The organism is Vibrio fortis (assembly GCF_000695685.1).
Taxonomy (GTDB): Bacteria; Pseudomonadota; Gammaproteobacteria; order Enterobacterales; family Vibrionaceae; genus Vibrio; species Vibrio fortis_A.
This window is the reverse complement of record NZ_JFFR01000013.1, coordinates 13454-37011: the sequence shown is the minus strand read 5'-3', so window position 1 is coordinate 37011 and position 23558 is coordinate 13454. Positions and strand designations below refer to the sequence as shown.

The following is a 23558-nucleotide window of genomic DNA, read 5'->3' as shown; positions in this document are numbered from 1 at the left end:
GTTTATCCTCTCTTTATAAATAACATGAGGAGAAACGTTATGAAGTATCTTGCCAAAATTGTTCTAACACTTGTCTTTTGGTTGGGAATTACCGCCCCTTCTTTTGCTCTTGAACCGGTATACAGTGACTTTTTCGGCAAGGCGATCAGAGGTTACGATCCCGTAGCGTACTTCACTCAAAGCCAAGCAGTGGAAGGAAGCGATAATTACCGCTACGAATGGAATGGCGCTGAATGGCGATTTTCCTCACAACGACATCTCGATTTATTCAAAGCGGACCCTGAACAATATGCCCCTCAATATGGTGGATACTGTGCTTGGGCTGTGAGTAAAGGTTATACCGCCAAAATAGACCCACGAGCTTGGAATATCGTCGATGGCAAGCTTTACCTAAATTACAGTAAATCGGTACAGCAAACTTGGCAGGGTGATATCGCTGGAAACATTGCAAACGCAGACGCCAACTGGCCAAGATTGCTGAATGAGTAGCATTGGACAGAGAGCCTCTAAATCACAGTTTTAGTATCATGAGAGGCCTCTTGATCTGATAATGTTTAGTGGCTGTAGGCTCGACGTTCCAACAGGAAGTTTTCTAGATGCCGATATGATTCAAAATCACGGTGTGATGGATAAGCCATGTTACCTTCTTTGATTATGTTGCGAGCGATATCTGCAACATGCTCTTCTTTCAACATATCAAACTGCGATTCGATATCTAATGTACGGTTAAGTTCGAATACGGCGTCTACTACCGCTTGGGCTTTTACTGATTCAGTCGAGCCCGATAGACCTAATGTGTCCGCAATAATGGCAAGTCGGCCAGTGGCATTAGGTAGGGCAAATTGCAGTACATGGGGCAGCGCGATTGCGCAACCTAATCCATGAGGAACTTTATAATAAGCCCCGAGCTGGTGGGAGATGCCGTGTGCCCACCCAAGTAATGTTTTTGAAAAGGCTTTGCCGGCATCAAATGATGCGATTGCCATTTCACTTCTTGCCTCATCATCTTCAGTACCGTTTTTATAGGCGCGAGGCAGAAACTCGAAGATCCTCTTAATACTTTTCAGATTCATTTCATCGGTCTCTTTCGTCGCATAAGTGCTCATGAATGACTCCATGGCGTGTGTGAGCGCATCCATTCCGGTTGCCGCTGTGATATGTGGAGGAAGATCCATGGTCAGTCTTGGATCAAAAACGGCTAAGTCGGGGACGATTCCGTAGCTGACTAGTGCATTTTTTTGGCTAGTTGTTTCATCCGTAACTACAGTAACGGTTGTTGCTTCAGAACCGGTACCTGCTGTTGTTGGAATCGCGACAAAATAGGCTCCTTTACGTCGTAATTGCCACATACTCATTAGGCCGTGAGTGATCTTTCTCGGGTCTAATTGGTGTTTTGCGCACCCATTGATCATTTTGGTGCCATCAATAGAGCTGCCGCCACCAATGGCTATCGCGCAGTCATAGTCGTGCTCGAGACAAGCGGCAATTCCTTTTTCAACAATTTCATATGACGGATCAGGTTTAATTTCATTAAAGACTTTGTATTCTATATCTTGCTTTTCGAGGGCTTCAATGAGCAGTTGGAATGAAGGCAGAGTTGAGAAGAAGCTGTCCGTAAAGATGACCGGACGCTGGATGCCTCTGTTTTTTAAATGTTCCGCTAATCTATCCAGTGATTTATCACCATTTAAAACGTTCGGTACAGGAACGGGCATACGAGGGAAGGCCAGACTTGCCAGTGCATGGTAAGTGTTTACAAGGATTCGTTCAGTTTTATATCGCATAGTGGAGTACCTACTTTAAGTTAAAAATTGTAAGTAAAGTCGCTAGCTCAAAGAGGAGCTGTATTTCCATTTCTGCGCGAATTGCATCGTTTCCTTTACTGTTTGTATTTAAACTACACCAATACAAACCGGTCGGTCTAGTATTTTTGTAAGTTAATTTTGCCTCTCTGAAGATTGATTGAATTTCTTTGAGATTATTGAAAAGTGAACTTTTAAGTTAAACTGCTGATATTAGTGATTTTTATTAAGTTAGAAGATGGTTGTAGCGTTGTAATTGACTTAACTCTGACAAATTACCTCATCAAAATTATAGACCGACCGGTTTGTTTTGTTTATCGTGTAATCAAATCAACGAGAGAGGTACATTGAATGAACAGCATTAACTCAGTTAAAGAAATGAAACATCACTACGCAAACATGAAGAGTGCATACAATCTGGACCCAATGCCAAAGTTGGATGATCGAGTTGCCAAACTCAACATGCTTAGTGCGGCTCTGATTAGTTACAGCGATCGTATTTGTGAGGCAATGAATAAAGATTATGGTCAGCGCAGTGTCCAAGATACTTTGATTGCTGACGTATTACCTTGTGTAGCAAACATTGACTATAGCATTGAACATATCAGTGAATGGATGGCACCTTCGGTACGTAATTCCGGAGCTCTACTCTCATCTTCTGAAGTGGAAGTGGTGTATCAGCCTAAGGGGGTTGTTGGCATTGTTACCCCCTGGAATTTCCCTGTGATGTTGTCGGTTGGCCCATTGATATCTGCTATCACGGCTGGTAACCGCGCGATGATAAAAATGAGTGAGTTTACGCCTCATACCAACCAAATTCTGAATGACATGCTATCAAGCGTATTCAGTCATAATGAAGTGGCATTAGTCGAAGGTGAAAGTGGCCTTTCGGCAGAATTCACCGCATTACCGTTCGACCATTTATTGTTTACAGGATCGACAGCTGTTGGACGCTTGGTGATGAAGGCTGCTTCGAAAAATCTAACGCCATTAACTTTAGAGTTGGGTGGTAAATCCCCGGTTATCGTTGCCGATGATGTCTCAATGGAACTCGCCGTTGAGCGAATTATTTATGGTAAAAGCTTAAACAACGGGCAAGTATGTGTTGCTCCTGACTATGTAATGGTTCCTAACCACAAAAAAGAGGCGTTCATTACAGAATATAAACGTCAGTATCAAGCTTTGTTCCCAGAAGGAGTTCATTCTCCTAACTTAACCTCAGTAGCTAACGATCGCCAATATCAGCGCGTCACTTCATTACTCAATACTGAAATGACGAGTGGTACTCGCGTTGAACCATGTCATAACGACAGTATCGATGAACAGGCACATCGTCTAGTGACTCACCTTATTGTCGAGCCGTCACTAACGTCAAACATTATGGAGGAAGAGATCTTCGGTCCACTCCTTCCAATCATCGGATACGACACGATTGAACAAGCAATTGAACTGATTAATAGCAAGCCGCGACCGCTCGCTCTGTATTTGATGTCATTTGATTCTGCATTACAAAGTCGCATCAAACGAACGATTCACTCGGGTGGAATGTGTATAAATGATTGCGTATTTCATCTTGCGATCGATGATGCGCCTTTCGGTGGGATAGGTGAATCAGGTAAAGGCAACTATCACGGTAAAGAAGGATTTATCACCTTCTCTCACGCTAAGACAGTGATGACCAGTGGCCAAGAACATCAAATAAAGCACTTGTTCTCAAAGGAAGACAACGAGTTTAAGGCAGCAGTTTTAGCCATGCTTGGCAAGTAATACTTCATAAACTCGAGGTGCAACAAATGTTAGAACGTTTTTTTGAAAAAACGATACGTAGTTATCTACTTATTACTGGTTTACTGACGGCGAGTGCTTTTGCAACTTTCATCGCGCCAGAATGGAGCATGGTCAACCTATTTTTCTATGATCAAACGATGATGGAAAATAAACAATATTTACAAGCAACTTATCAGCATTGGGGAGTCATGGTGGGGTGTATTGGCGTACTGCTAATGGCTTCCGCTTATATTAAACCGTTACGAACATCGACCATGATTTACAGTGGTTTTGAAAAGGCGATGTTTGTTGGTTTGTTCCTATATAACGTCTGTATCAACGACTACGATTGGTTTTATGGCTGGAGCGGTGTGTTTGCGCTCGATGGTTTCGTGACGTTGTATTCCTTGCTTTATCTCTACTATTACGTAACGCGTGACAAGACCAAAGTACCAGCACACTTACGTTAGCTTTAATTTGTCTAGATAGGGAATAGCAACAGCTGCGCAGTATTTAGATTGGTGAATATTGGTTGGTTACAAATAAATTGCCAACCAACTGGTCAGTATGTTGGCTGTGCTTCTAATGCGAGGGTGACAATAACGTTTGTATGTCGCTTAGGAGCGTCTCAATGGATTGAGGTGAATGAAACAGTTTTAAATTAATTGAAAATCTTAAGGTAGTAACCATGAAAAAAGAAAATGTTTTTCTGCTTATCGCCTCGCTTGGCGTTATACCTGTTGCCTTTACTTACGGTGTATTTCAAAACGTATTTTTTGGTATTGAGGTTAACAGCACTGAAGTTGCGAATATCTTTCGCGCAACAATGGGGCTTTATATTGCGATGGGTACGTTTTGGCTAGTTGCAGCGTTTAACGATAAATATACCGTGTCGGCACTACACAGCGTGATTGTCTTTATGAGCGGTCTGGCTATTGCACGATTTGTCAGTATGGCGGTTGATGGTACACCAAATGCAATTTTGGTTGGATATGCCGTTATTGAAGCTCTGATCGCTATTGCTGGTTGTAGCACATTAAAACGCGTATCGCGTGAAACCTCTCAACGTCAAACAAAGGTAGGAGTGTACTCATGAATCACAAAATAACGATTGCAATAGGTCTATTTGCACCTGTTATCGCCTTTCCATCATTGGGAGCAGCTTCCGCTGAAGCGACGACTGAGCGTGAACAACCTAACATTCTCCTTATCGTGGGTGACGACATTGGCATGGGAGACTTGCAGCCATTTGGTTCAGAAATAAATACACCGACCTTAAACATGCTTGCACAAGAAGGGATCCGTTTTAATAACTTTCATGCTTCACCGGTTTCGTCGGTGACACGCGGTCAGCTGTTTACGGGCGCGAATAGTATCGAAGTAGGGTTAGGTTCTTTTGACTATTCTATATACCCGCCTTCTAAAGGGAAAAAAGGTTACGAAGGCTATTTAACCCGTGACGCGGTTACGATAACCGAGCTATTGAGAGATGAAGGATATAATACTTACCATACGGGGAAATGGCATTTAGGTTCCGGAGATGGTCATGGCCATCCTCCACAAGAGTGGGGCTTTGACCAAACCTATGGTGTGTACTCGGGTGGTTCAGCCCACTGGGACGATACTGATATGTATCCATCTGTAAAAGTAGCTGAGCAAGCCGTGGCTGAAGGTAAGAAACCACCAGTGACTCAGCAAAAGTTTTACGAAAATGGCAAACAGGTCAAGCGCGTCAAAGGTATTTACTCTGATGATCTCTACACGGGAAAAATGATTGAGTACATCGAAGAAGGGCGAGAATCAGGTAAACCTTTCTTTGGTTATTTAGCGCTGACAACTGCGCATTTCCCTCTTCAAGCACCAGCCGCACTCATCGATAAGTACACAGAAATGTATGAAGGCTTAGGCTACGAAGGGCTTAAAAGGCAACGCTATGAGCAGATGATAGAGGCGGGTGTTTATCAAGAAAATACGCCATATCCAGCAGATAATCCAATCACCAAAAAATGGGATGATCTTTCTGAATCAGAGAAGAAAACTCAAGCTCGCTTAATGGCAACTTATGCTGCCATGATTGAAACTCAGGACTTCTACATCGGCCGTGTGCTTGATTACTTACGGGAGTCTGGTGAGTTAGACAATACCTTGGTTATCTATATGCCTGATAATGGACCTGAAGGATCTGATGCAATGGGCCCCCTTGCGAATAGCTTATGGAAGAATTGGACTGAAGATCATTTCGATATGTCCGATGAAGCGATTGGTACATCAAGTTCAAGCCGACAATTGGGCAGTGAGTGGGCAAATGCGACGACAGGCCCCCTACAATGGTGGAAATGGTTCGTCTCGGAAGGTGGGGTGCGTGTTCCATTAATCATGAGCCCTCCAGAAGGTACCGGGTTTGATCAACAAGGGACGATGTCAAACACCACCTTGAGCGTAAAGGACTTACCAATGACCATCCTTGACTATGCTGGGGTTGCACATCCTGGAACGGAATACAAAAAGCGTACCGTTGCACAACCATCTGGTAAATCCATGGTTCCGTTTCTATCTGGCAATGCGGAAACGGTAAGGGGAGATCAAGATTGGTTCGCTTTTGAATTGTTCGGCAATGGCTTTGTTATTCAGGGTGATTACAAGTTGATGAAGCTAAGAACGGGTATGTATGGCGATGGAGAATGGCACCTATATAACATTAAGGAAGATCCTGCGGAGGCGGTGCCTCTAGAAGATAAACATCCGGAGATTTATCAGAATATGATGGCAACGTATCAACAATACAAACGAGACCACAATATTATTGATGTCGAAGAAGACTGGAACCCGTGGCTAGGCGCAGCGGGTCACACTATGTCTCATTAAACAATGGAATAATATTGGGTGAGGTAACCCTTGAGCACTTGTTTGAGGGTTTCCTCCTACTTTTAAATAATCAGACCGGTTGGTTTGATAGGTTTTCACGACTTTCTGAGAGGCAAGGTTGTGCACGTAGAGAAAGGATCTCTTCAACAATTGGGAGTTACTATGACTACTATCTCGGCACCACAATTCAACGGCAAGGCGTACCGAAAAATTCAAGCGCTAGCAAAACCTATCGGTGCGGTTTGCAACATTGATTGCACGTACTGCTATTACCTTGGAAAGCAAGGGCTATTGGATTACTCATCAAGGTCGTCATCGATAATGGATAGCTCTTTGCTTGAGAATTACATCAAACAATATATTCAGGCTCAAAATACTCCCGAAATCGTTTTTTCTTGGCATGGTGGTGAACCGACCTTGTTGGGTGTCGATTACTATAAATCTGTTGTTGAACTTCAAGCTCGGTATTGCCCGAAAGAGTCGACCATTGTTAACGACATTCAAACCAACGGTACTTTGTTGAATGATGAGTGGTGTAAGTTCTTTAAGCAGCACGACTTTATGGTAGGAGTGAGTATTGATGGTCCAGAAGCTATTCACAATCACTATCGAAAAAATCGAGCAGGAAGAGGTACTTTTGAAAAAACGATGCGAGGAATTGAATTACTCAAAAAACATCAAGTTACCTTTGCGACATTGACTTGCGTAAACGATGTCAGTAGTACAAACCCACTTGATGTGTATCGATTTCTTCGAGACATAGTACAACCTTCGCAAATTCAATTTATTCCAGTGGTAGATAAGCTCTCTTCCGTGACTAATAACAAATGGTACGAGTATGGAGACTTAACCATTATCCCCGTTAAGGGAGTTGTCGAACCTTGGAGCGTAACAGCAAAAGGGTGGGGAAACTTTTTAATCACAATATTTGACGAGTGGCTGCGTCATGACATCGGGCGTATTTTTATTCCCTATTTTGATAACTTTTTTGGCGTTTGGATGGGCCATGAAAGCAGCATGTGTACGCTGAGTGAAATTTGCGGTAAAGGATTGGCCGTTGAACCCAACGGAGATGTCTACTCATGTGATCATTATGTTTTTGATGAGTTCTTGCTTGGCAGCTTCGAAGAGACATCGCTGGGAACCCTGGCGCTATCGAATATTCAGCAGAAATTTGGATTTGCAAAAAGTAAGTCGTTACCTGAACAATGTCGAGAGTGTGAGTATCGCTTTGCATGCCATGGGGAGTGCCCAAAGAATCGAATATTAACAACCAACAACGGTGAAGTCGGACTTAATTATCTATGCGCAGGTTGGCTCGATTTTTTTAAACACATTGACCCTATTATTACGGATATTCTTAAGCGGAACGGTAAACCATTGAGAAGGGATAGTCGATAACCTTGGTAATTCTTGGCTAGCATGCTGCACAAGCTTTGTTTATTTGTATTAATACAGCTTATTTGTTGCATTAAAAAGTTTGTAGGATGAAAAAGCTCGTTAATAATGAGCTTTTTTGGGTAGTGTTGACGGACAAATTATTCAGTGAGTTTCAACGTCTCTCTCATAGCGTTGTCTAGTAGGGTTCGGTCTTTTTGCATTGCTGCTAGCAAGGTGCTCCCCAGCCATAGGCCGTAGAGCGTTCTTGCTGTTTGGTAACCATCTTCCATCTGGAAACTGCCGTTACTCATACCTTCTCTGAAAAAGTGTCCCATACGACTGATCACTTTTTCTGCTCCAACATTTAGTACCTGCTGCATTTGGTTGGAGGTACCAGAAACTTCTCCTGATAACTTAACGACTAGGCATTTGATTTGAAACTCAGGCGTTAATTTTGAAGAACTCCAATATTCAAAGTAAGCCTTTACTCGGTCTTGGTAAGACAGGGAAGTATCCATTAAGAACTCATCTAAGGTTTTTAAGTGATCTTCAAAGTAGTTCGTTAATAGCGTAGAACCAAAATCTTCTTTCGATTTGAAATGATGATAAAAAGATCCTTTGGTCGCTTCAGCGCTGTTAATGATCTTCATAAGACCTAAACCAGCGAAGCCTTGCTCACTGATCAGCTCAAAGCCCACATCTAACAGTTTCTGTTTTAAGTCTTTCATTAATCTACTCTGCTTTTTACTCGATATCACGATTATACTCCGACTAAACCGACCGTCCAGTCTAATCCTGACAAACTTAACGCAACTCTGACTAGACCGGTTGGTATGTTTGCGTTATTGTTTAGGTTGTAGAACTCGTAAGGTTGGTAAAACATCGTTATTTGGCTGGGTTAATCAAGGTTGGTGTCTCAGTGTTTTGGATATCTGTCTGTAAGTTTATGAATGTGAGAGGTGACAAATGAAAAAGCGATATTTAGTTTCGTTTTTGGCGCTTGCAATGGCGGGGTGTGAAGCCACCATTGACCCGATGGAACACGAAAAGACGCTGAATTCTGTGGATGAGAGTGTTCTGATTGTTGATGGAAATGCTGAAAGTCATCAACTTGAAAAGGTTCTAACGATTGACCATTCGCGTTTAGCGCAGCAGGCCAATGAACATTTAGCACCGAGCAGAGTCGATTTTTATACAAACGATAAACTCAACACACAGCTCCTAAAAGAGAACCTAGCGGTTGGTATTGACTTACCATTTAGGGTATTGAATTACGTAGAAAATGGTCAACAGAAAACGGTTTATACAGACGCCTCGTTTATCCAAAAGAGACATAAGATCGAGAACAGTGAAGCTATCATGCTTTATTCCCAGCAATCCAAATACTTGGTTAGTAACTTGAATAACACCCAAGCCGTGCGAAGCGACAAGCTCACAACGGATTATGGTTTAGAGAAGTTACAATCGGACTACGACTTTGAGACAACGATAGCTAATATTAAGCGAGATGTATTAGAGCAGGATGATACTGTGTGGTTTATGGATTGGGACTTTAAAGCTCATGCAAATGCTATTGGCGAGACGTTGCCAAATGCAACCCTTTTGGTGTTTGGGGGGCCTGCACCTGGAGCCAAAGCCATGAGGGATTTCCCAAGTATCGGTTTAGATGCTTTTGGGCAGAAAGTACTAGTGACGGAAGAAAATGGTCAGGTTCAGGTCATGTACAACAACATCGTTGATATGGCTGAACTCCATTATGGTGACAGTGCACTTCCTCACAAAATCATTAACTATCGGTTAGGAAAGACTATCGGTGGTGCAATAGAGAAATGAGTAGGAGTCGTTGCTTTATTGAAAGACACATTAGTGACAGCTTAAAGTTAATCATTGGTAAGCTTTATAAATTCAATTGACACTCACTCAGATTTATATGACATTGGCTGTATGAAATGTAATCGAACAACACTCAACCAACGAATTATCATCATTCTATAAGAATGGTGGGGATTTGTTGTACTGAGAAAAGCTAACCCACCCGGTAAGGTGGGTTTTCTTTTTCTATCTTCCGGGCCGTGTTCTTGGAGGAACTCAAATGAAAAAAGTCGCCGTTTTTGGTAAGCCCGGTAGTGGCAAATCTACCTTCAGCAAAGCATTAAGCCGATCAGCAGGTTTACCCTTGCATCAACTGGACTCTATCGTCTATCAAGCGAATGGCGAGCCAGTTTCCAAAGACGTTTTTAATCAAGCTCATGACAAGATTTTGAATGAAGACGCGTGGGTCATTGATGGGCTTGGTCCTCTTGGTGCATTCCATCAGCGCTTAGAATCTGCAGATACCCTTATCTATATCGATTTGCCTTATTTTGTCAGCTACTGGTTCGTTACTAAGCGCTGTCTGAAAGGATTGTTCGTAAAACCAGAAGGGTGGCCAGATGGCAGCTCAGTCATCAAAGGTACGCTCAATAGCTACAAGATGCTTAAACTCTGCCCTGGGTTTTGGAATGATGAGTTTATGTCTCGACTGTCTCAGATCTCAGAAGGTAAACAACTGCATGTTGTTAAGAGCACAGCCGAACTCGATAATCTACTTGCTCAACTCTCACAATAACAATGGGCTGGTGTTATTAGGCTGAGTAGATTGGTATTTTGAACTGTCTGTCAATGGAGTAAAGATGGAATTCAAACTAGAAATATACGCCCCAGAATCAGAGGTTATTGCAATTCGTGATGCTCTGAACTCTGCGGGCGCTGGGGTTGTGGGCAACTATGACAGTGTCATCTCGATTGTGAAAATATCGGGATTTTGGCGCCCAAATTCAAAAGCTCAGCCAGTCACGGGCTCAAAAGGTGAAATCAACTTTGGTGAAGAGGTTCGTATAGACGTTCGCTGTAAAAAGGAGCGCGTTCAAGCGGCACTCGATGCTGTGCGAGCGGTGCACCCTTATGAAGAGCCCGCTATTAATATTCTCCCTCTCTACAATCACGAATTTAATTAGACTCGATACTGAAACAAGGACTGTATTTATGTCAGGAATCACCGATCTAGATGAGCTGCTGTGTTCTATGCGCCCTAAATTAATACCAACAGAGTTTGTGTTCTGCACGACTTCTGGTGCCCTAAGGGATTATGTCAATTTAGAGCCTGTAGCCACGTTCATCGAATCAGAAGGACTCACTCTGGTCCTTGAAAAGTCTCGAGCTGAGGAAGCAGAGTTGGCATTTGAAGGTATCTACCAGCAGATCACCTTAACCGTTCATTCCAGTCTGGATGCGGTTGGGCTTACTGCGGCTGTCGCATCCAAGCTTGCGTCTAAAGGGATCAGCGCTAACGTGATTGCAGCGTACTACCACGACCATATTTTTATACAACAGGATAAAGCCACTGCTGCGCTATTGGCACTGGAAGAGTTTTCCACTGAGTGATTGGCATGGATACTAACACCGAGATTTGGCGCAGCTATTATGCGAAAGCACTTTCTAAACCACATTTAAAGCGGACCGAATTTGTCTGTTCACTTAATCAATCGACATCAAAGGTAGCAATTGACTGCGGTTGCGGCGTGGGTAGTGATATGGATTTTTTGAGTCGGCATGGCTACCGAGTACATGGCTTTGATATTAATTCAGACTCGATTGAGATATGTGAAGAACGGTTTGCTGACAACCCTTTAGTCGACGTTACAAACGCTTCATTCGAACAATTCCAATATCCGAAAGCTGGGATTGTACTCGCGAACTCTAGCTTGTTTTTCGCTGACCCTTCTCAGTTTGAGTCTGCGTGGTATAAGATCGTCGCGTGTATTGAAATTGGGGGTGTTTTTGCCGGCGATTTTATGGGCGTTAAAGACACTTGGGCAACCCACTACCGAAGCCCAACGTCTTCTTTTACAGAATCCGAAGTGCGCGACCTATTCTCCAGTTTTGAAGTTCTGAGGTTTCATGAAAGGGATGAGAAGGCAACAACTGCATTAGGACGAATGAAACATTGGCATACCTATTCGGTGGTCGCGGTGAAACGCTAATTTAAACATAGGTTTATGAGGCTAAGTAACTTAAAAGATATGGATAAAATCGTTAACCTTTTGAAACAAGATCCAATGAGAGTCGAAGCTTTGCACTGTGTTAAGAGGCTCGAATTGCCTCAGTGCTACATCGCCGCGGGATTTGTACGAAATTTGGTTTGGGACGCCCTGCATAACAAGACTAAGCCAACGCCTTTGAATGATATTGACGTTGTCTATTTCGATGATGATGAAATGGACCCTAATGCCTGTTTCAAGCACGAAGCTTGGCTCAACACACAAATGCCACAGTTCGATTGGCAGGTTCGCAACCAAGCTCTGATGCATCACAGAAACAACGACCAACCTTACAAAAGCACGCTGGACGCGATGAGCTATTGGCCTGAAAAAGAAACGGCTGTTGGTGTTAGAGTCACGGCAAACAGCGATTACGAGTGTGTTTCCGCTTTTGGTTTTGAATCTCTATTCAACGGACACATTAGTTATAACCGGAAAAGACCGCGTTCGCTGTTTGAACAACGTGTATACGCAAAGAACTGGCTCGCCTTATGGCCATCTCTCAAAGTGGTTTATGGCAATGCAAAGGAGTCGCAAGATGTTTAAATTGGAAACAGAGCGACTGATTCTGAGAGACATGACACTCGATGATCAAGATGCTTTTATTGCTATGTCTCAAGACGCCAAGTATCAACGTTTCTATGATGAAGATGATTGTGATCCAAATAAATATAAGCAACTCACCGAACTGTTTGTGGCGCAGTCAACTGAAAGCCCAAGGCAAGCTTATCAACTCGCTGTTGAACTTAAGAGTACCAATGAGTTTATAGGTACGGTTTGTTTACGATTAGAACAAAGTCGACAAGCTTCTATGGGTTGTGCTTTCTCTCGAGCTTCACAAGGAAGTCAGTTCGCTCAAGAAGCGGCATTTAAGCTCGCTGATTTCGGTTTTAAGGAATTGGGTGTTCATCGTATTTATGCTGAGACTATCAGCCGAAACTTGGCTGCGATAAACCTTTGCCGTCGTTTAGGCATGCGGAAAGAAGCGCATTTAAAAGAGCATCGCTTCTTTAAAGGGCAGTGGTGGGACACTGTTATTATGGCTGTACTGCACAGTGAGTGGTGTGATTTTTAACTAAAGTTCAGATAACTCATCAACACTGTTTTTATATACAGTGTTGTTGTGTATCCTATCCTAAAAAAGGAGTAGTACACGATGACGTTTGTATATGAACAGCAAGTCCCTAACCCTCAAGAATTTTGCGATATGCGTGTTGCAGCAGGCTTATCTCCTAAATCACTCAAAGCAGCAACTATCGCTCTGCCTAACAGTTTGTACGGGATCTCTATTCGAGATGCCGATAAGTTGATCGCGATGGGGCGAGTTGTCGGTGATGGTGCGTGTAATTTCGAAGTGGTTGATGTTGCCGTTGATCCTCAATATCAGGGTTTAGGGCTGGGTAGGAAAGTGATGGAGTATATTGATGGCTACCTAGCATCTGTAGCGTTAGAAGGTTCTTATGTCTCTATGATTGCTGATGAGCCCCTTTTTTACGAAAAGCTAGGGTACAAGCTCGTGTCACCATCTAGCCAAGGTATGACCAAGAAATTTAGACCCAATAACGTTTGAGTAGGGTAAGACAATGGAAATTAGAATCGGGAAGTTAGATGATGTTTCTAGCATTACTGATATTTTCAATTACTACATTGAACATTTTAATGCTCGCTTTGAGGAGTCGCCGCTGTCTGTAGACAATCGATTGGATTGGTTCTCCCAGTTTAAGCCAGATAGTAGACATCAAATCTATGTAGCAATCGATAGCGGTAAACTCATAGGGTTCGCTTGCTCCCAGCCATACAGAGCAATGGCTGCCTTTGATGAGACTGTAGAGGTGACGGTTTACCTGGCGCCGTTTATTCAAGGGAAAGGGGTTGGTTCCAAGCTTTATGAGAAGCTATTCTGCGCCATCCAAGCTCACGGTGTTCATCGAGTTTTATCCGGTGTCGCCTTGCCGAATGAGGCTTCAATAGCGCTACATAAGCGTTTTGGTTTTAGAGAAGTGGGCGTCTTTAATGAATATGCAAAGAAGAACGGTGAATACATAAGCTCGATGTGGTTAGAAAAGAAATTTGATGAATAATTCGATATCGATTCGAAGTTCGTTAAAAAGGGAAAGTCGAGATTTTAATTACAACTCAATATGTTAGATTAGCTCTCATCGAGAACAATTTGAATATTGAGAGGCGCAGAATCTAATGGACGAAACATTCATGCTAAGAGCGCTTGAGATTTCTAAGCAAGCCCTGCCGATGTGTATCCCTAACCCGCCCGTAGGTTGCGTTCTAGTTAAAAATGATAAGATTGTTGCTGAAGGTTACACACAAGCCGTAGGTGGTAACCACGCCGAAGTTGAGGCTCTAAACGCATATGAAGGTTCGGCAGAAGGTGTGACTGCCTATGTTACATTAGAGCCATGCTCATTCGTAGGTCGCACACCTGCTTGCGCGCGTACTTTAGCGCAGTTTGGTATTAAGAAAGTCGTCGTGGGAATGTTTGACCCAGATCCTCGAAATAACGGGCGTGGAATTGAGATATTAAAACAGGCTGGTGTCGATGTTGTCATCGGTGTTTGTTCAGAACAGGTTACTGCTCATCTCGGGCCTTATCTCAACCAGTCTTAGGAATCCCACAGTCTTATCAAGACCACATCCCTCTGTGGCTAGCGTTAGTAGAAAAAGAATTATAACGATAAGGAGAAAAGCGTGAAAATAGCAGTATTGGATGATTACCAAAACGCAGTTCAAGATCTTGATTGTTTTGGTTTGCTAGAAGGGCTGGATGTCACAGTCTTTAATGAGACCTACTCAGAACAAGAATTGGTTAAGAAGTTGGTGAATGTCCAAGCTCTAGTTCTGATTCGAGAACGTACCCAGATAACGGAATCACTCTTATCCAAACTCCCGAACCTTGAAGTGATCAGTCAAACGGGCAAGGTGAGCAATCATATCGATGTGCAGCTTTGTGAAAAATACGGAGTTAAGGTACTGGAAGGGAGAGGCTCGCCAGTTGCCCCTTCAGAACTCTGTTGGGCTCTAATAATGGCAGCAAGCCGACATATTCCTAGCTATGCATCGAATCTTGCAAATGACCAGTGGCAAAGTTCAGGTAGCTTAGGGCTAGGACGAACTTTGAAAGGGTTGAAGCTAGGTATTTGGGGCTATGGGAAGATAGGGCAACGAATCGCTCAATATGCGAAAGCGTTTGAAATGTCAGTCGTAGTATGGGGAAGCCAAGCTTCGCGAGACTTGGCAAAATCACATGACTTTGAGGCCTCTGAATCCAAACGCGCCTTCTTTCAGCAAGTGGATGTTCTGTCTCTCCATCTTCGTTTGAACGAGGCAACGCGAGGGTGTGTTACGGCTGAAGATCTAAGATCAATGAAGTCAGATTCCTTGTTTGTGAATACCAGCCGTTCAGAGCTTGTCGAGACTACTGCACTGTTTAACGAACTCAAATCCAATCCGAGCAAACGAGCGGCTGTCGATGTCTTTGATTGTGAGCCCGCAACTAAAAGCACAGAACCACTGCTTTCTCTACCTAACGTCACTGCGACCCCTCATTTAGGGTATGTAGAGCAAGGAAGCTACGAGCTTTATTTTAAAATAGCGTTCGAAAATCTTGTGGCGTACGTTTCAGAGAACGAAGCGCTTGAAGAAGCATGTGATTAACGGGTCGGTATGGTTAAGTATGAATAACTTAACCATGAATAAATTGAGTGTTAATTGATTCATTATATTTGGCACTTTTGTAAGGTGTTTAGGTTTAAGTAAGGATAAGAGTCGTGTTACGAGAAATGGACATCTCAGACTATCAGCAGGTCATGAACCTTTGGTCTGAAACGGAAGGTATGCAATTAAGAGAAGCAGACTCCGAAGAAAACATCGGGAAGTATCTCGAGCGTAACCCAAACCTGAGTTTTGTTGCTCTACAAGGCGAGCAGATCGTAGGGGCGATATTGGTGGGGACAGACGGGCGTCGTGGTTATATCCAACATTTAGCGGTATCGAAGGCTTGCCGTGGTCAGGGCTTAGGCGCAAAGCTGATATCAAACGCGGTGGACGCCTTATCATCCATCGGTATTGCTAAAACTCACCTGTTTGTCATCAACGACAACCTGAACGCACAAGCGTTTTATGAAAATATTGGTTGGCATCCACGTGATGAAATACGTATGTTTTCATTTAACGCATCAAACGTAGGCAACATCTAGGTGCGAGTGAGTAGAGACTAGGACAATTTAGAGGTGTTATGACTGAAGGTGCAATCGAGCAAGCAATCGCAAATATACGTTCTAAGTCTTGTTGCGAAGAGGGTAATCACGTCCATGCGGTGACGATTAACTTTCACCCTGACCGTTATACGTCGAATAAAACACCGTTACTTCAAGCGATTGCGCGTGATGGCAAACTCAAATCTCAATTCGAGACCAGCACGAGTAACGGCGGGTTAACTGCCTATACTGGCGGAGCAAGATGGATTTGGGAGCGGAGTGTGTTTGATGGCGCGTATGATGCTGCTGCTGACCACTTAAGACCCAAGTATGGTGCTTTGAACTTTCGAGAGTACCCCTCTGGCGCAGCCGCGCGCTTTGGCAGTAGTTATTTTGAGTTGAAGCCACACGTATTGGAGCGTACTACGTTTTGCTATCCAGATAGTTTCTTTGAACCCACAGACTTTGCCATTGCAAGTCGGCTACAGGCATTAATCGATAAGGCATCTTCTGACGATGTTGATCTGTTAGATGATTATATCGAAGCGCATGTTCATGGTGAGATATCACTGAAAGAGGACGTCGAGTTTATAGTGCTTGATCCAGCTTATCGCGAGACCGGAATCGAATGGTATGCTCGCCAGTTAGATATTCCAGTTAAATGGCATAACGGGTTTAAACTGAGTGTTGAAGAGATGGCTCGCTATCCAGAATATCGTGGGAAAGAGTACATAGAGCTCGCTAAAAAGTTATCGCAAGATGGTGTCATCGATCCAAGAATACTCGGCTTGGCAGTCACCGAAAAAGGTTACGATGAACAAGATGTCAAAAAGGTTTGGCATTATTTGGCGCGATTCGGCTATCAATCTCTGGATTAAATGTTGTTTTGAATGCCAATTTTGGGTGACGCTGTCACTTTCGGTGGCGTCATCATCAGTCTGGATCAGGTAAGAATAAAGCCTAGCGAAAAGTAAGAGAGCCACTATCGAGTGGCTCTTTGTGTATTTGGATATTTCTAGCTTAGAAGAATGTAGCTTGATGATCACTTACTGCCTCTATTCGAAGAGCAGTAAATTACTCTCAATATCCTAATACTTGATCGCTGTTTTACCGATTGAAGCACTACTTTCGATACGTTGGTGCGCATCTTTGAGCGTTTCAACACTAAAGCCATTCAGTGTTGTCGTTAGTGTAGATTTAATGCGGCCAGCGTCGATCAAATTTGCGGCTTGGAATAAAATGTCTTGCTGCTTTTGGATATCATCCGTGTCAAACAGTGAGCGTGTAAACATTAACTCCCAAATAAAACCTGCGGATTTGCCTTGAAGTGCTGACAAGTCGATACCACCATCGAACTCAACGATTGAGCTGATTAAACCTTGTGGTGCGATAAGCTCTACCATCGCATCCCAGTGCCCTTTGGTATCAGCCACATTGAAAATGTAATCGACATGTTTGATGCCTTGTTCACGAACGGACTCAACCAAGTTACGGTGGTTGACGACATGATCAGCCCCCATATCTCGCACCCATTGCTCTGTTTCTGGTCTTGAGGCTGTGGCAATAACATTTAGGTTAGTAAGCTGTTTTGCTAATTGAATCGTAATAGAGCCGACACCACCAGCGCCGCCAATGATCAGTATCGATTTTCTCTCTTCTGGGCGAACACGGAGTCGGTCAAATAGCGCCTCCCACGCAGTGAGTGTTGCTAACGGCATGACGGCAGCAGATTCATCAGAAAGACTCTTCGGTGCATGAGCAGTGATGCGGTAATCAACAGCTTGAAATTGTGCATTAGCCCCCATGCGTGTCACATCGCCAGCATAGTAAACTCGGTCACCAACTTCGAAGCCTTCAGCGTTTGCACCTTTGGCGATAACTTCACCAACTGCGTCGTAACCTAATACTTTAGGTTGTTCTAGCGTTTTACCTTTGGCATTACGAATGCGTATTTTGGCATCTGCGGGATTAATTGATGTCGCACTCACCTTGACGAGTAGGTCGTTGTCTTTCACTTCTGGAACATCGGTTTCAAACTCAAACAGACTGTCTTGCTCTGTAATTGGAAATGATTTAGTAAACCCGATTGCCTTCATTTTTATTGGTGCTGTCATGGTGCTTCCTTTTGATTAGGTGAAGTGGCTTCATCCTAATTTTTAAATCGTAATCAACGAAAGTTGGCCCATTCAATATCAAGCATATCGATTGAGATGTTATGAATGGGCTTAAACGATCAGCTATTGAGCCATTGATCTTGAGTGCCTTAGAGCACTAGCAATCAAGCAATGTGCGTCATTTCATTGAGTGTAAAGCTTGCGACTGCGCCCTCAGTGGCTGCCATGTATTCTGCAAGGTGGGTGTTGTTCATATGTGTTTGCCACAACTCGCGTGACTCCCAGTTCTCGTAAAATAAGAAGTGTGCTGGGTTTTCATTGTCTTGGTGCAAGTCGTAGTTGATACAACCTTCTCCTGCACGAGTGATCTCAATCAGTTTAAGCAGTTCAGCTTTCACTAGATCAATTTTGTCTTCATTTGCCACGATGTTTGCAACAATAGTTAATTTAGTCATGTTACTTTCCTTTGTGTGTTCAGTTCCGAAAAGACGGTAACTTATATAAAACAATAAGTTATAGAGTTTCAAAGTTGGTTACATAGCGGTCTGTTAGCTCAATGAGTGTAGACAATAAATCGCTATCGATTTTCTAACGGTTTTTGAAACACTATCAAAAAGTGTTTGTTAATTTATCGCGCTGTCGTTTATCTCTATTGAAGATAAAAGGGCATTCCCATATGAGGCACTTCATTAACATGACGTTATCTTAGGTGAGTAATTGACAATGAAAAACAGTCTCGACTTTGATTAATTATCAAATAATATTTGATAATAACGATCCTCTACTCTATAAATACTGAGCGTTCATAGCGCGTTCTTACTCACTTAATTAAAGAATGAGGCTTATTGATGTTGTTAGAGGATTTGAAGGTTATTCTGAAAGTTGCTGAGTTTCGCAGTATTACCGCCGCAGCAACCAACCTTGATATGCGGACAGCAACGGCCAGCGCGGTGGTAAAGCGCGTCGAAGCATCTTTAGGAGCCGAGCTTTTCGTTCGTACGACACGCCACTTACGGCTATCGGCGGCGGGAGAGCGTTACTTGCCACAATGCGAGGAAGCGCTGAAGATGCTTGAGCAAGCGAAAATGAACATGCACGAAGAGCTCGGCATAATTGATGGTGAAATCCGTATTGCTTTATCGTCTGATCTAGGACGAAATCTCATTACGCCTTGGTTGGATGAATTTTTGTTGGAATATCCGAACGTGTCACTTCGAACCAGTACTAGTGATAGCAACATCGACTTCTATCGTGACTCGGTGGATATGGCGCTACGTTATGGTTCTCCAACCGATGCCAACATGTATGGATTTAAGATCTGCGATGTTCCTAGAGTGTTATGCGCAAGCCCGAGTTATCTCGCTGAACATCAAGAACCGATGCAACCGAATGATCTGTTAGAGCATAATGCCCTCTTTTATCAGTTACACGATGTTCTCCAGAATGAGTGGCAGTTCAGTCATGAAGAAACCACTCATAAAGTGAAGCTCACAGGAAACAGGGCTTCCAACGATGGTGATTTGGTTAGACGCTGGTGTGTAGCAGGTAAAGGGGTTGCGATTAAATCGTGTCTTGATATGTCCGACGACTTGCGCACTGGGCGAGTGACTAGTGTCATGAAAGACTACAAACCTACTCCTACTGAGCTTTGGTTAGTATGTCCAAGTCGTCAATCTATCACCCCAACGGTTCGACTATTAAGAGACCTGTTCAGGGAGAAAACTAGTGACATTCTTAGCAAACTGGCTCAGCTCGGTGCGATTTAGTAGAAGTTTAATCGCTACAATGGTGGCGTCGTCGACCGTTTTGTTTAATGCTTTAGCTCGCAAGCAAATGGATATCAACACGTAAGGAAAGAAATGGAATACAAGTTTGATAGTGAACCTTCTGATAAAGACATCAATGAAGTTCGTGGTGGTTTGATTGAACACAATACGCCTTTCTTGGAGGGGATACCTAAATCCCAAGTGGCTTATTATGCTTTGGAGGATCAAAAGAAAGTTGGCGGCATCATCGCAGACCTTTGGGGAAATTGGCTTCTTATTAAGTTTCTTTGGGTTGATGAATCATTAAGAGGCCAGCAAGTTGGAAGTGAACTCCTCACGCGAATCGAAGAGTATGCGAAATCTCAAGGATGTACATCGTCGTTGGTTGATACGTTGAGCTTTCAAGCCCGTCCGTTTTACGAAAAACAGGGCTATGAATGCCAAATGGTATTAGAAAATTATCCACTGGATTCATCGCTTTCGTTTCTGACAAAAAAGCTGTAAATAGCTTGGGTTTCAATAGATAAGGTAACAAAGAAACTGCACGCTTAATCAAATTAGAGACTATGTTTTTAAATGTAGATAGATAGTCATCTAGTTGGGTAAGCGATAATGAGACAGAATACAAAAGCGTTACCAATACATATACATTTAACGGTAATCATCATTTTGATTGTCGTTATTGCATCGGGCGTTCAGATTTTCGTTACCAATAAAGGCTTATCGACACTCATTCTAGAAGCTAACAGTAAGCTGTTTGACCGTATTGAACTTGAAACTCGCTATAAACTCAATAGCCATTACAGTACGGCTTTTTCAGCGTTAAGCTCCTTTGCTCATAGTGGGAAAAAAACAGCAGCTAGTGGGAAAAACCAAGCAGCGACCCTTGAAGATAGAGAAGAATTGCTGCCAAAGATCACCTACCTCCTAGAGCAGTTCCCACATATCGTTTCCTATTCCTTTCATTATCCATCCGGCGATTTATTCAAAGTCATTCACCTTGAGAAAATAGCGGTTCGTAAGCAGTTCACTGTAGAGCCTAAAACTCAGTATTTGCTGATACATACTATGGGTGACAGCCTCTATACCAAAGGCTTGGATAGTGAATTTCGAGAAGTGTACGCCAAAGACTTAAATGTCGAGCCGCTATTAAACAACACCGCTAAATGGGAGCAATTGGCAACTCGTGATGCTAACAAGGTGTCAAAACCTACCCCGATTCTGGGAGGTGACTCACTTGGTATTACTGTTTTTCGAAAAAGTGATGACAACACCATTGTGACCGCTGGAGTGCTATTGGAGGATTTGCAGGCTTCTTTGAAAGATACTCTTACGACGAATTCATCACTGAGAGCACTTTATAACGATGAAGGTGATGTCTACGCGATGATTGCAAATCACGGCTCGAATGAGACCCAGCCCCGAGCCATAGATGCTCTAAAGAACCATGTGCTTTCAAAACTATTGGATGAAAACAAAGACCACAATCAGGGAGTTTTGGGTGAGTTTGAATTTGAAGGAGAGAATTGGCTAGGAAAGGTCGTTACAATTAAGCCTTTGAATAGCGAACATATTCATCTGTTAATGGCGACTAAAACTGCGGATTTGTTTGATAGTGGTTTATTAGTCAAAAGCCAAACAATTTACGCATCTCTTCTTATACTCATCCTTATGTTGCCAATTATTTATTTGGTATCCACTTACATCTCTAAACCGATACAAAGAGTAACCAAAAGAGCGTTAGAAATAGAACGCTTTAGGTTTGATGATACTCCCTTGGGAGACAATTTTATCCGAGAGATTCATGAACTCAACTATGCCCAAATGTCGACGCAAGAAACCATAAAGCAGTTTATTTCTTTAACCAATAATATTGCTAGGCAAGAAAATTTGGATGACATGCTTAGTTTAGTTTGCCGAGATACGGCTTATGCTGTCGAAGCCAATGGTGTCTTTCTTTACCTGTTGGATGTCGAAGGAAAAACCTTGGTTCCTAAGTTTGTTTGGTGGGAAGGTCTTCACGACAACAAGTTACAGGCTGAAGATGTGCCGGTTTCAGATGCGAACCGTTTCATTCGAGAAATATTCGTAGAAAAAAAGCCAACAGTTTTCAGTGTGAGCGAGCTTCCTCGTCTTGAGTTTCAAATGGAGGACGTGAGTAACGGCGAGGTTATTTTTATTCCACTGACCTCTCGTTCAGGAGAAGTTATCGGATCTTTTGGCGTTTTGTATGAGAATGGCGGTGCGCAAGAGTATTACCAACAGTATGCAAACTATTTAAATACGCTGTTAGGTTTTACGTCAGTGACTATAGAAACACACAACATGCTTGATGACCAAAAAGCATTGCTAGACTCATTTATCCAAGTTTTCGCAGGCTCTCTAGACAAAAAATCGCCATATACAGGGAATCACTGTCAAAGAGTTCCAATCATTACGCAGTGGTTAACACAAGCCGCACATGAATCGGAAGGCGAGGCGTTCAATCACTTTAAGCTTAATGCAAAACAGTGGGACGAACTAAAGATGGCGAGTTGGCTGCATGATTGCGGTAAAATAACGACCCCAGAGCATGTTGTTGATAAAGCAACAAAGCTTGAAACTATTTATGATCGTATTCATGAGATTCGGATGCGTTTTGAAGTTCTGAAAAAAGAAAGCGAACTCGATTTACTCAAGGAAAATAACGTCCAATTACCAGATGAATATTATGAACAATTGGCTCAACGCCATGCCGAAATTGACAAGGACTTTGAATTCATCGCTAGCCTTAACCTTGGCAGTGAATTTGTTGACGATGAAGCGCTCAAACGTTTAGAAGAGATAGCTGCTAAAACATGGACACGGACTCTAAGCAAAACTATGGGCATCTCATGGGTTGAAAAACAACGTTTCGAAGAGGATGTTGAACTTCCTGCTATTGAACCACTGTTAAGTGACCGCCCAGAACATCTGATTCCTTGGGATTTTCCTCCAACTAATGAAGCACGATTTACGCTTAAGCCTACAACGTACCAAGCTAATTTAGGAGAGGTATATAACTTATCGATTCAACGGGGAACCTTAACGAGCGAGGAAAGGTTCATCATCAACGACCATATCATTCAAACCATCCAAATCCTTGAGTCTCTCCCGTTTCCTAAGCATATGCGCAATGTGTCTAAAATTGCTGGGGGACATCATGAGAAAATCGATGGAACAGGCTACCCGATGGGGCTCAAAGGGGAGGAGATGTCGCTAACAGCTAAAATTATGGCCATTGCGGATGTGTTTGAAGCACTAACCAGTGCGGACCGACCATATAAGCAAGCCAAATCATTGTCAGAATCGATTCGAATCATGAGTTTCATGGTGGAAGACAACCATTTAGACAAGGATCTGTTTGAGTTATTCCTTACGTCAGGTGTCTATAAACGATTTGCTGAAGAGTTTATGGATCCTAGTCAAATTGATGCTGTAGAGATACAACAATACCTTCGAAATTAGGCAGGTGATAAAACGAGTTTTTTTATTTTAAATTCAGCTTGTTACCTTGCACAACATGAAACTATGTACCAATCTTATTTCATAAGCA

At 42.9% G+C, this 23558-nt stretch carries 26 protein-coding genes; 22 read left to right on the top strand and 4 right to left on the bottom strand.

Annotated elements, in window-relative coordinates:
- Positions 1–39: 39 nt before the first annotated feature.
- Positions 40–489 carry a YHS domain-containing (seleno)protein gene (locus VFDL14_RS14025; protein ID WP_152549223.1) on the top strand — a complete coding sequence of 150 codons (450 nt, stop codon included), beginning with the start codon at positions 40–42 and terminating at the stop codon, positions 487–489.
- Positions 490–554: 65 nt separating this feature from the next.
- Here the strand turns inward: VFDL14_RS14025 and VFDL14_RS14030 are convergent, their stop codons facing one another.
- Complete coding sequence (locus tag VFDL14_RS14030) at positions 555–1784, bottom strand: iron-containing alcohol dehydrogenase (RefSeq protein ID WP_050487381.1); 1230 nt, start codon at positions 1782–1784, stop codon at positions 555–557.
- 369 nt (positions 1785–2153) lie between these two features.
- Between VFDL14_RS14030 and VFDL14_RS14035 the strand changes: the two genes are divergently transcribed.
- From VFDL14_RS14035 to VFDL14_RS14055, 5 genes are all read left to right on the top strand, one after another.
- The gene (locus VFDL14_RS14035) at positions 2154–3569 is read left to right on the top strand and encodes a coniferyl aldehyde dehydrogenase (RefSeq protein WP_032550680.1); all 1416 of its coding nucleotides are present in this window, start codon (positions 2154–2156) and stop codon (positions 3567–3569) included.
- Positions 3570–3595: 26 nt separating this feature from the next.
- Complete coding sequence (locus VFDL14_RS14040) at positions 3596–4039, top strand: hypothetical protein (protein ID WP_032550679.1); 444 nt, start codon at positions 3596–3598, stop codon at positions 4037–4039.
- 218 nt (positions 4040–4257) lie between these two features.
- Positions 4258–4665 (top strand): DUF4345 domain-containing protein, encoded by a 408-nt coding sequence (locus VFDL14_RS14045; protein ID WP_032550677.1) that lies wholly within the window; start codon positions 4258–4260, stop codon positions 4663–4665.
- Positions 4662–6434, top strand: a complete 1773-nt coding sequence (locus VFDL14_RS14050) for an arylsulfatase (RefSeq protein ID WP_050487380.1) — start codon at positions 4662–4664, stop codon at positions 6432–6434. The genes VFDL14_RS14045 and VFDL14_RS14050 overlap by 4 nt, the downstream gene beginning before the upstream one ends.
- A gap of 162 nt (positions 6435–6596) precedes the next feature.
- The gene (locus VFDL14_RS14055) at positions 6597–7835 is read left to right on the top strand and encodes an anaerobic sulfatase maturase (protein ID WP_032550676.1); all 1239 of its coding nucleotides are present in this window, start codon (positions 6597–6599) and stop codon (positions 7833–7835) included.
- A 137-nt stretch (positions 7836–7972) separates the two neighbouring features.
- Here the strand turns inward: VFDL14_RS14055 and VFDL14_RS14060 are convergent, their stop codons facing one another.
- On the bottom strand, positions 7973–8542 hold the full coding sequence (locus VFDL14_RS14060) for a TetR/AcrR family transcriptional regulator (protein ID WP_032550675.1): 570 nt from the start codon (positions 8540–8542) through the stop codon (positions 7973–7975).
- 238 nt (positions 8543–8780) lie between these two features.
- Between VFDL14_RS14060 and VFDL14_RS14065 the strand changes: the two genes are divergently transcribed.
- From VFDL14_RS14065 to VFDL14_RS14125, 13 genes are all read left to right on the top strand, one after another.
- Positions 8781–9647, top strand: coding sequence for a DUF302 domain-containing protein (locus VFDL14_RS14065; RefSeq protein WP_032550674.1), 867 nt, complete (start codon positions 8781–8783; stop codon positions 9645–9647).
- A gap of 259 nt (positions 9648–9906) precedes the next feature.
- Positions 9907–10422 carry an adenylate kinase gene (locus VFDL14_RS14070; protein ID WP_032550673.1) on the top strand — a complete coding sequence of 172 codons (516 nt, stop codon included), beginning with the start codon at positions 9907–9909 and terminating at the stop codon, positions 10420–10422.
- 64 nt (positions 10423–10486) lie between these two features.
- Entirely contained in the window at positions 10487–10810 is a 324-nt protein-coding gene (gene cutA / locus VFDL14_RS14075; protein ID WP_032550672.1) for a divalent cation tolerance protein CutA, read from the top strand.
- Positions 10811–10838: 28 nt separating this feature from the next.
- Positions 10839–11237 carry an ACT domain-containing protein gene (locus tag VFDL14_RS14080; protein WP_032550671.1) on the top strand — a complete coding sequence of 133 codons (399 nt, stop codon included), beginning with the start codon at positions 10839–10841 and terminating at the stop codon, positions 11235–11237.
- A 5-nt stretch (positions 11238–11242) separates the two neighbouring features.
- Entirely contained in the window at positions 11243–11836 is a 594-nt protein-coding gene (locus VFDL14_RS14085; protein WP_032550670.1) for a class I SAM-dependent methyltransferase, read from the top strand.
- Positions 11837–11875: 39 nt separating this feature from the next.
- The gene (locus tag VFDL14_RS14090; RefSeq protein WP_032550669.1) at positions 11876–12439 is read left to right on the top strand and encodes a nucleotidyltransferase family protein; all 564 of its coding nucleotides are present in this window, start codon (positions 11876–11878) and stop codon (positions 12437–12439) included.
- Positions 12432–12968 (top strand): GNAT family N-acetyltransferase, encoded by a 537-nt coding sequence (locus VFDL14_RS14095; RefSeq protein WP_032550668.1) that lies wholly within the window; start codon positions 12432–12434, stop codon positions 12966–12968. Before VFDL14_RS14090 ends, VFDL14_RS14095 begins: the two co-directional genes overlap by 8 nt.
- An 81-nt stretch (positions 12969–13049) precedes the next feature.
- On the top strand, positions 13050–13463 hold the full coding sequence (locus tag VFDL14_RS14100) for a GNAT family N-acetyltransferase (protein WP_032550666.1): 414 nt from the start codon (positions 13050–13052) through the stop codon (positions 13461–13463).
- A gap of 13 nt (positions 13464–13476) precedes the next feature.
- Positions 13477–13974, top strand: a complete 498-nt coding sequence (locus VFDL14_RS14105; RefSeq protein ID WP_032550665.1) for a GNAT family N-acetyltransferase — start codon at positions 13477–13479, stop codon at positions 13972–13974.
- 115 nt (positions 13975–14089) lie between these two features.
- Entirely contained in the window at positions 14090–14515 is a 426-nt protein-coding gene (locus VFDL14_RS14110; RefSeq protein WP_032550664.1) for a bifunctional diaminohydroxyphosphoribosylaminopyrimidine deaminase/5-amino-6-(5-phosphoribosylamino)uracil reductase RibD, read from the top strand.
- Between the two features lie 81 nt (positions 14516–14596).
- Positions 14597–15562 (top strand): D-2-hydroxyacid dehydrogenase family protein, encoded by a 966-nt coding sequence (locus tag VFDL14_RS14115; RefSeq protein ID WP_032550663.1) that lies wholly within the window; start codon positions 14597–14599, stop codon positions 15560–15562.
- A gap of 125 nt (positions 15563–15687) precedes the next feature.
- Positions 15688–16104: a GNAT family N-acetyltransferase gene (locus tag VFDL14_RS14120; RefSeq protein ID WP_032550662.1), complete on the top strand. Its 417-nt coding sequence runs from the start codon at positions 15688–15690 to the stop codon at positions 16102–16104.
- Positions 16105–16142: 38 nt separating this feature from the next.
- Positions 16143–16982, top strand: coding sequence for a DUF3626 domain-containing protein (locus VFDL14_RS14125; protein ID WP_032550661.1), 840 nt, complete (start codon positions 16143–16145; stop codon positions 16980–16982).
- Positions 16983–17192: 210 nt separating this feature from the next.
- Here VFDL14_RS14125 and VFDL14_RS14130 read toward each other — a convergent pair whose 3' ends face one another.
- Both VFDL14_RS14130 and VFDL14_RS14135 read right to left on the bottom strand, forming a co-directional pair.
- A complete protein-coding gene (locus VFDL14_RS14130) occupies positions 17193–18218 on the bottom strand; it encodes a zinc-binding alcohol dehydrogenase family protein (protein ID WP_032550660.1) in 1026 nt (341 codons plus the stop codon).
- Positions 18219–18382: 164 nt separating this feature from the next.
- Positions 18383–18673, bottom strand: coding sequence for a putative quinol monooxygenase (locus VFDL14_RS14135; protein WP_032550659.1), 291 nt, complete (start codon positions 18671–18673; stop codon positions 18383–18385).
- A gap of 393 nt (positions 18674–19066) precedes the next feature.
- Here VFDL14_RS14135 and VFDL14_RS14140 point away from each other — a divergent pair, with 393 nt between their 5' ends.
- The 3 genes from VFDL14_RS14140 (at position 19067) to VFDL14_RS14150 (ending at position 23470) form a co-directional block, all read left to right on the top strand.
- A complete protein-coding gene (locus tag VFDL14_RS14140) occupies positions 19067–19984 on the top strand; it encodes a LysR family transcriptional regulator (protein ID WP_032550658.1) in 918 nt (305 codons plus the stop codon).
- A 93-nt stretch (positions 19985–20077) separates the two neighbouring features.
- Positions 20078–20488, top strand: a complete 411-nt coding sequence (locus VFDL14_RS14145; protein ID WP_032550657.1) for a GNAT family N-acetyltransferase — start codon at positions 20078–20080, stop codon at positions 20486–20488.
- A 108-nt stretch (positions 20489–20596) separates the two neighbouring features.
- Positions 20597–23470: an HD-GYP domain-containing protein gene (locus VFDL14_RS14150; protein ID WP_032550656.1), complete on the top strand. Its 2874-nt coding sequence runs from the start codon at positions 20597–20599 to the stop codon at positions 23468–23470.
- Positions 23471–23558 lie beyond the last annotated feature (88 nt).

Excerpts from the sequence above, each read along its gene's own strand:
- VFDL14_RS14120 (WP_032550662.1), top strand. The coding sequence starts at position 15,688 with ATGGACATCTCAGACTATCAGCAGGTCATGAACCTTTGGTCTGAAACG.
- VFDL14_RS14055 (WP_032550676.1), top strand. The coding sequence starts at position 6,597 with ATGACTACTATCTCGGCACCACAATTCAACGGCAAGGCGTACCGAAAA.
- VFDL14_RS14040 (WP_032550679.1), top strand. The coding sequence starts at position 3,596 with ATGTTAGAACGTTTTTTTGAAAAAACGATACGTAGTTATCTACTTATT.
- VFDL14_RS14150 (WP_032550656.1), top strand. The coding sequence starts at position 20,597 with ATGAGACAGAATACAAAAGCGTTACCAATACATATACATTTAACGGTA.
- VFDL14_RS14060 (WP_032550675.1), bottom strand. The coding sequence starts at position 8,542 with ATGAAAGACTTAAAACAGAAACTGTTAGATGTGGGCTTTGAGCTGATC.
- cutA (WP_032550672.1), top strand. The coding sequence starts at position 10,487 with ATGGAATTCAAACTAGAAATATACGCCCCAGAATCAGAGGTTATTGCA.
- VFDL14_RS14105 (WP_032550665.1), top strand. The coding sequence starts at position 13,477 with ATGGAAATTAGAATCGGGAAGTTAGATGATGTTTCTAGCATTACTGAT.
- VFDL14_RS14080 (WP_032550671.1), top strand. The coding sequence starts at position 10,839 with ATGTCAGGAATCACCGATCTAGATGAGCTGCTGTGTTCTATGCGCCCT.
- VFDL14_RS14125 (WP_032550661.1), top strand. The coding sequence starts at position 16,143 with ATGACTGAAGGTGCAATCGAGCAAGCAATCGCAAATATACGTTCTAAG.
- VFDL14_RS14035 (WP_032550680.1), top strand. The coding sequence starts at position 2,154 with ATGAACAGCATTAACTCAGTTAAAGAAATGAAACATCACTACGCAAAC.
- VFDL14_RS14045 (WP_032550677.1), top strand. The coding sequence starts at position 4,258 with ATGAAAAAAGAAAATGTTTTTCTGCTTATCGCCTCGCTTGGCGTTATA.
- VFDL14_RS14095 (WP_032550668.1), top strand. The coding sequence starts at position 12,432 with ATGTTTAAATTGGAAACAGAGCGACTGATTCTGAGAGACATGACACTC.
- VFDL14_RS14050 (WP_050487380.1), top strand. The coding sequence starts at position 4,662 with ATGAATCACAAAATAACGATTGCAATAGGTCTATTTGCACCTGTTATC.
- VFDL14_RS14130 (WP_032550660.1), bottom strand. The coding sequence starts at position 18,218 with ATGACAGCACCAATAAAAATGAAGGCAATCGGGTTTACTAAATCATTT.
- VFDL14_RS14110 (WP_032550664.1), top strand. The coding sequence starts at position 14,090 with ATGGACGAAACATTCATGCTAAGAGCGCTTGAGATTTCTAAGCAAGCC.
- VFDL14_RS14085 (WP_032550670.1), top strand. The coding sequence starts at position 11,243 with ATGGATACTAACACCGAGATTTGGCGCAGCTATTATGCGAAAGCACTT.
- VFDL14_RS14070 (WP_032550673.1), top strand. The coding sequence starts at position 9,907 with ATGAAAAAAGTCGCCGTTTTTGGTAAGCCCGGTAGTGGCAAATCTACC.
- VFDL14_RS14030 (WP_050487381.1), bottom strand. The coding sequence starts at position 1,784 with ATGCGATATAAAACTGAACGAATCCTTGTAAACACTTACCATGCACTG.
- VFDL14_RS14025 (WP_152549223.1), top strand. The coding sequence starts at position 40 with ATGAAGTATCTTGCCAAAATTGTTCTAACACTTGTCTTTTGGTTGGGA.
- VFDL14_RS14140 (WP_032550658.1), top strand. The coding sequence starts at position 19,067 with ATGTTGTTAGAGGATTTGAAGGTTATTCTGAAAGTTGCTGAGTTTCGC.
- VFDL14_RS14135 (WP_032550659.1), bottom strand. The coding sequence starts at position 18,673 with ATGACTAAATTAACTATTGTTGCAAACATCGTGGCAAATGAAGACAAA.
- VFDL14_RS14145 (WP_032550657.1), top strand. The coding sequence starts at position 20,078 with ATGGAATACAAGTTTGATAGTGAACCTTCTGATAAAGACATCAATGAA.
- VFDL14_RS14065 (WP_032550674.1), top strand. The coding sequence starts at position 8,781 with ATGAAAAAGCGATATTTAGTTTCGTTTTTGGCGCTTGCAATGGCGGGG.
- VFDL14_RS14100 (WP_032550666.1), top strand. The coding sequence starts at position 13,050 with ATGACGTTTGTATATGAACAGCAAGTCCCTAACCCTCAAGAATTTTGC.
- VFDL14_RS14090 (WP_032550669.1), top strand. The coding sequence starts at position 11,876 with ATGGATAAAATCGTTAACCTTTTGAAACAAGATCCAATGAGAGTCGAA.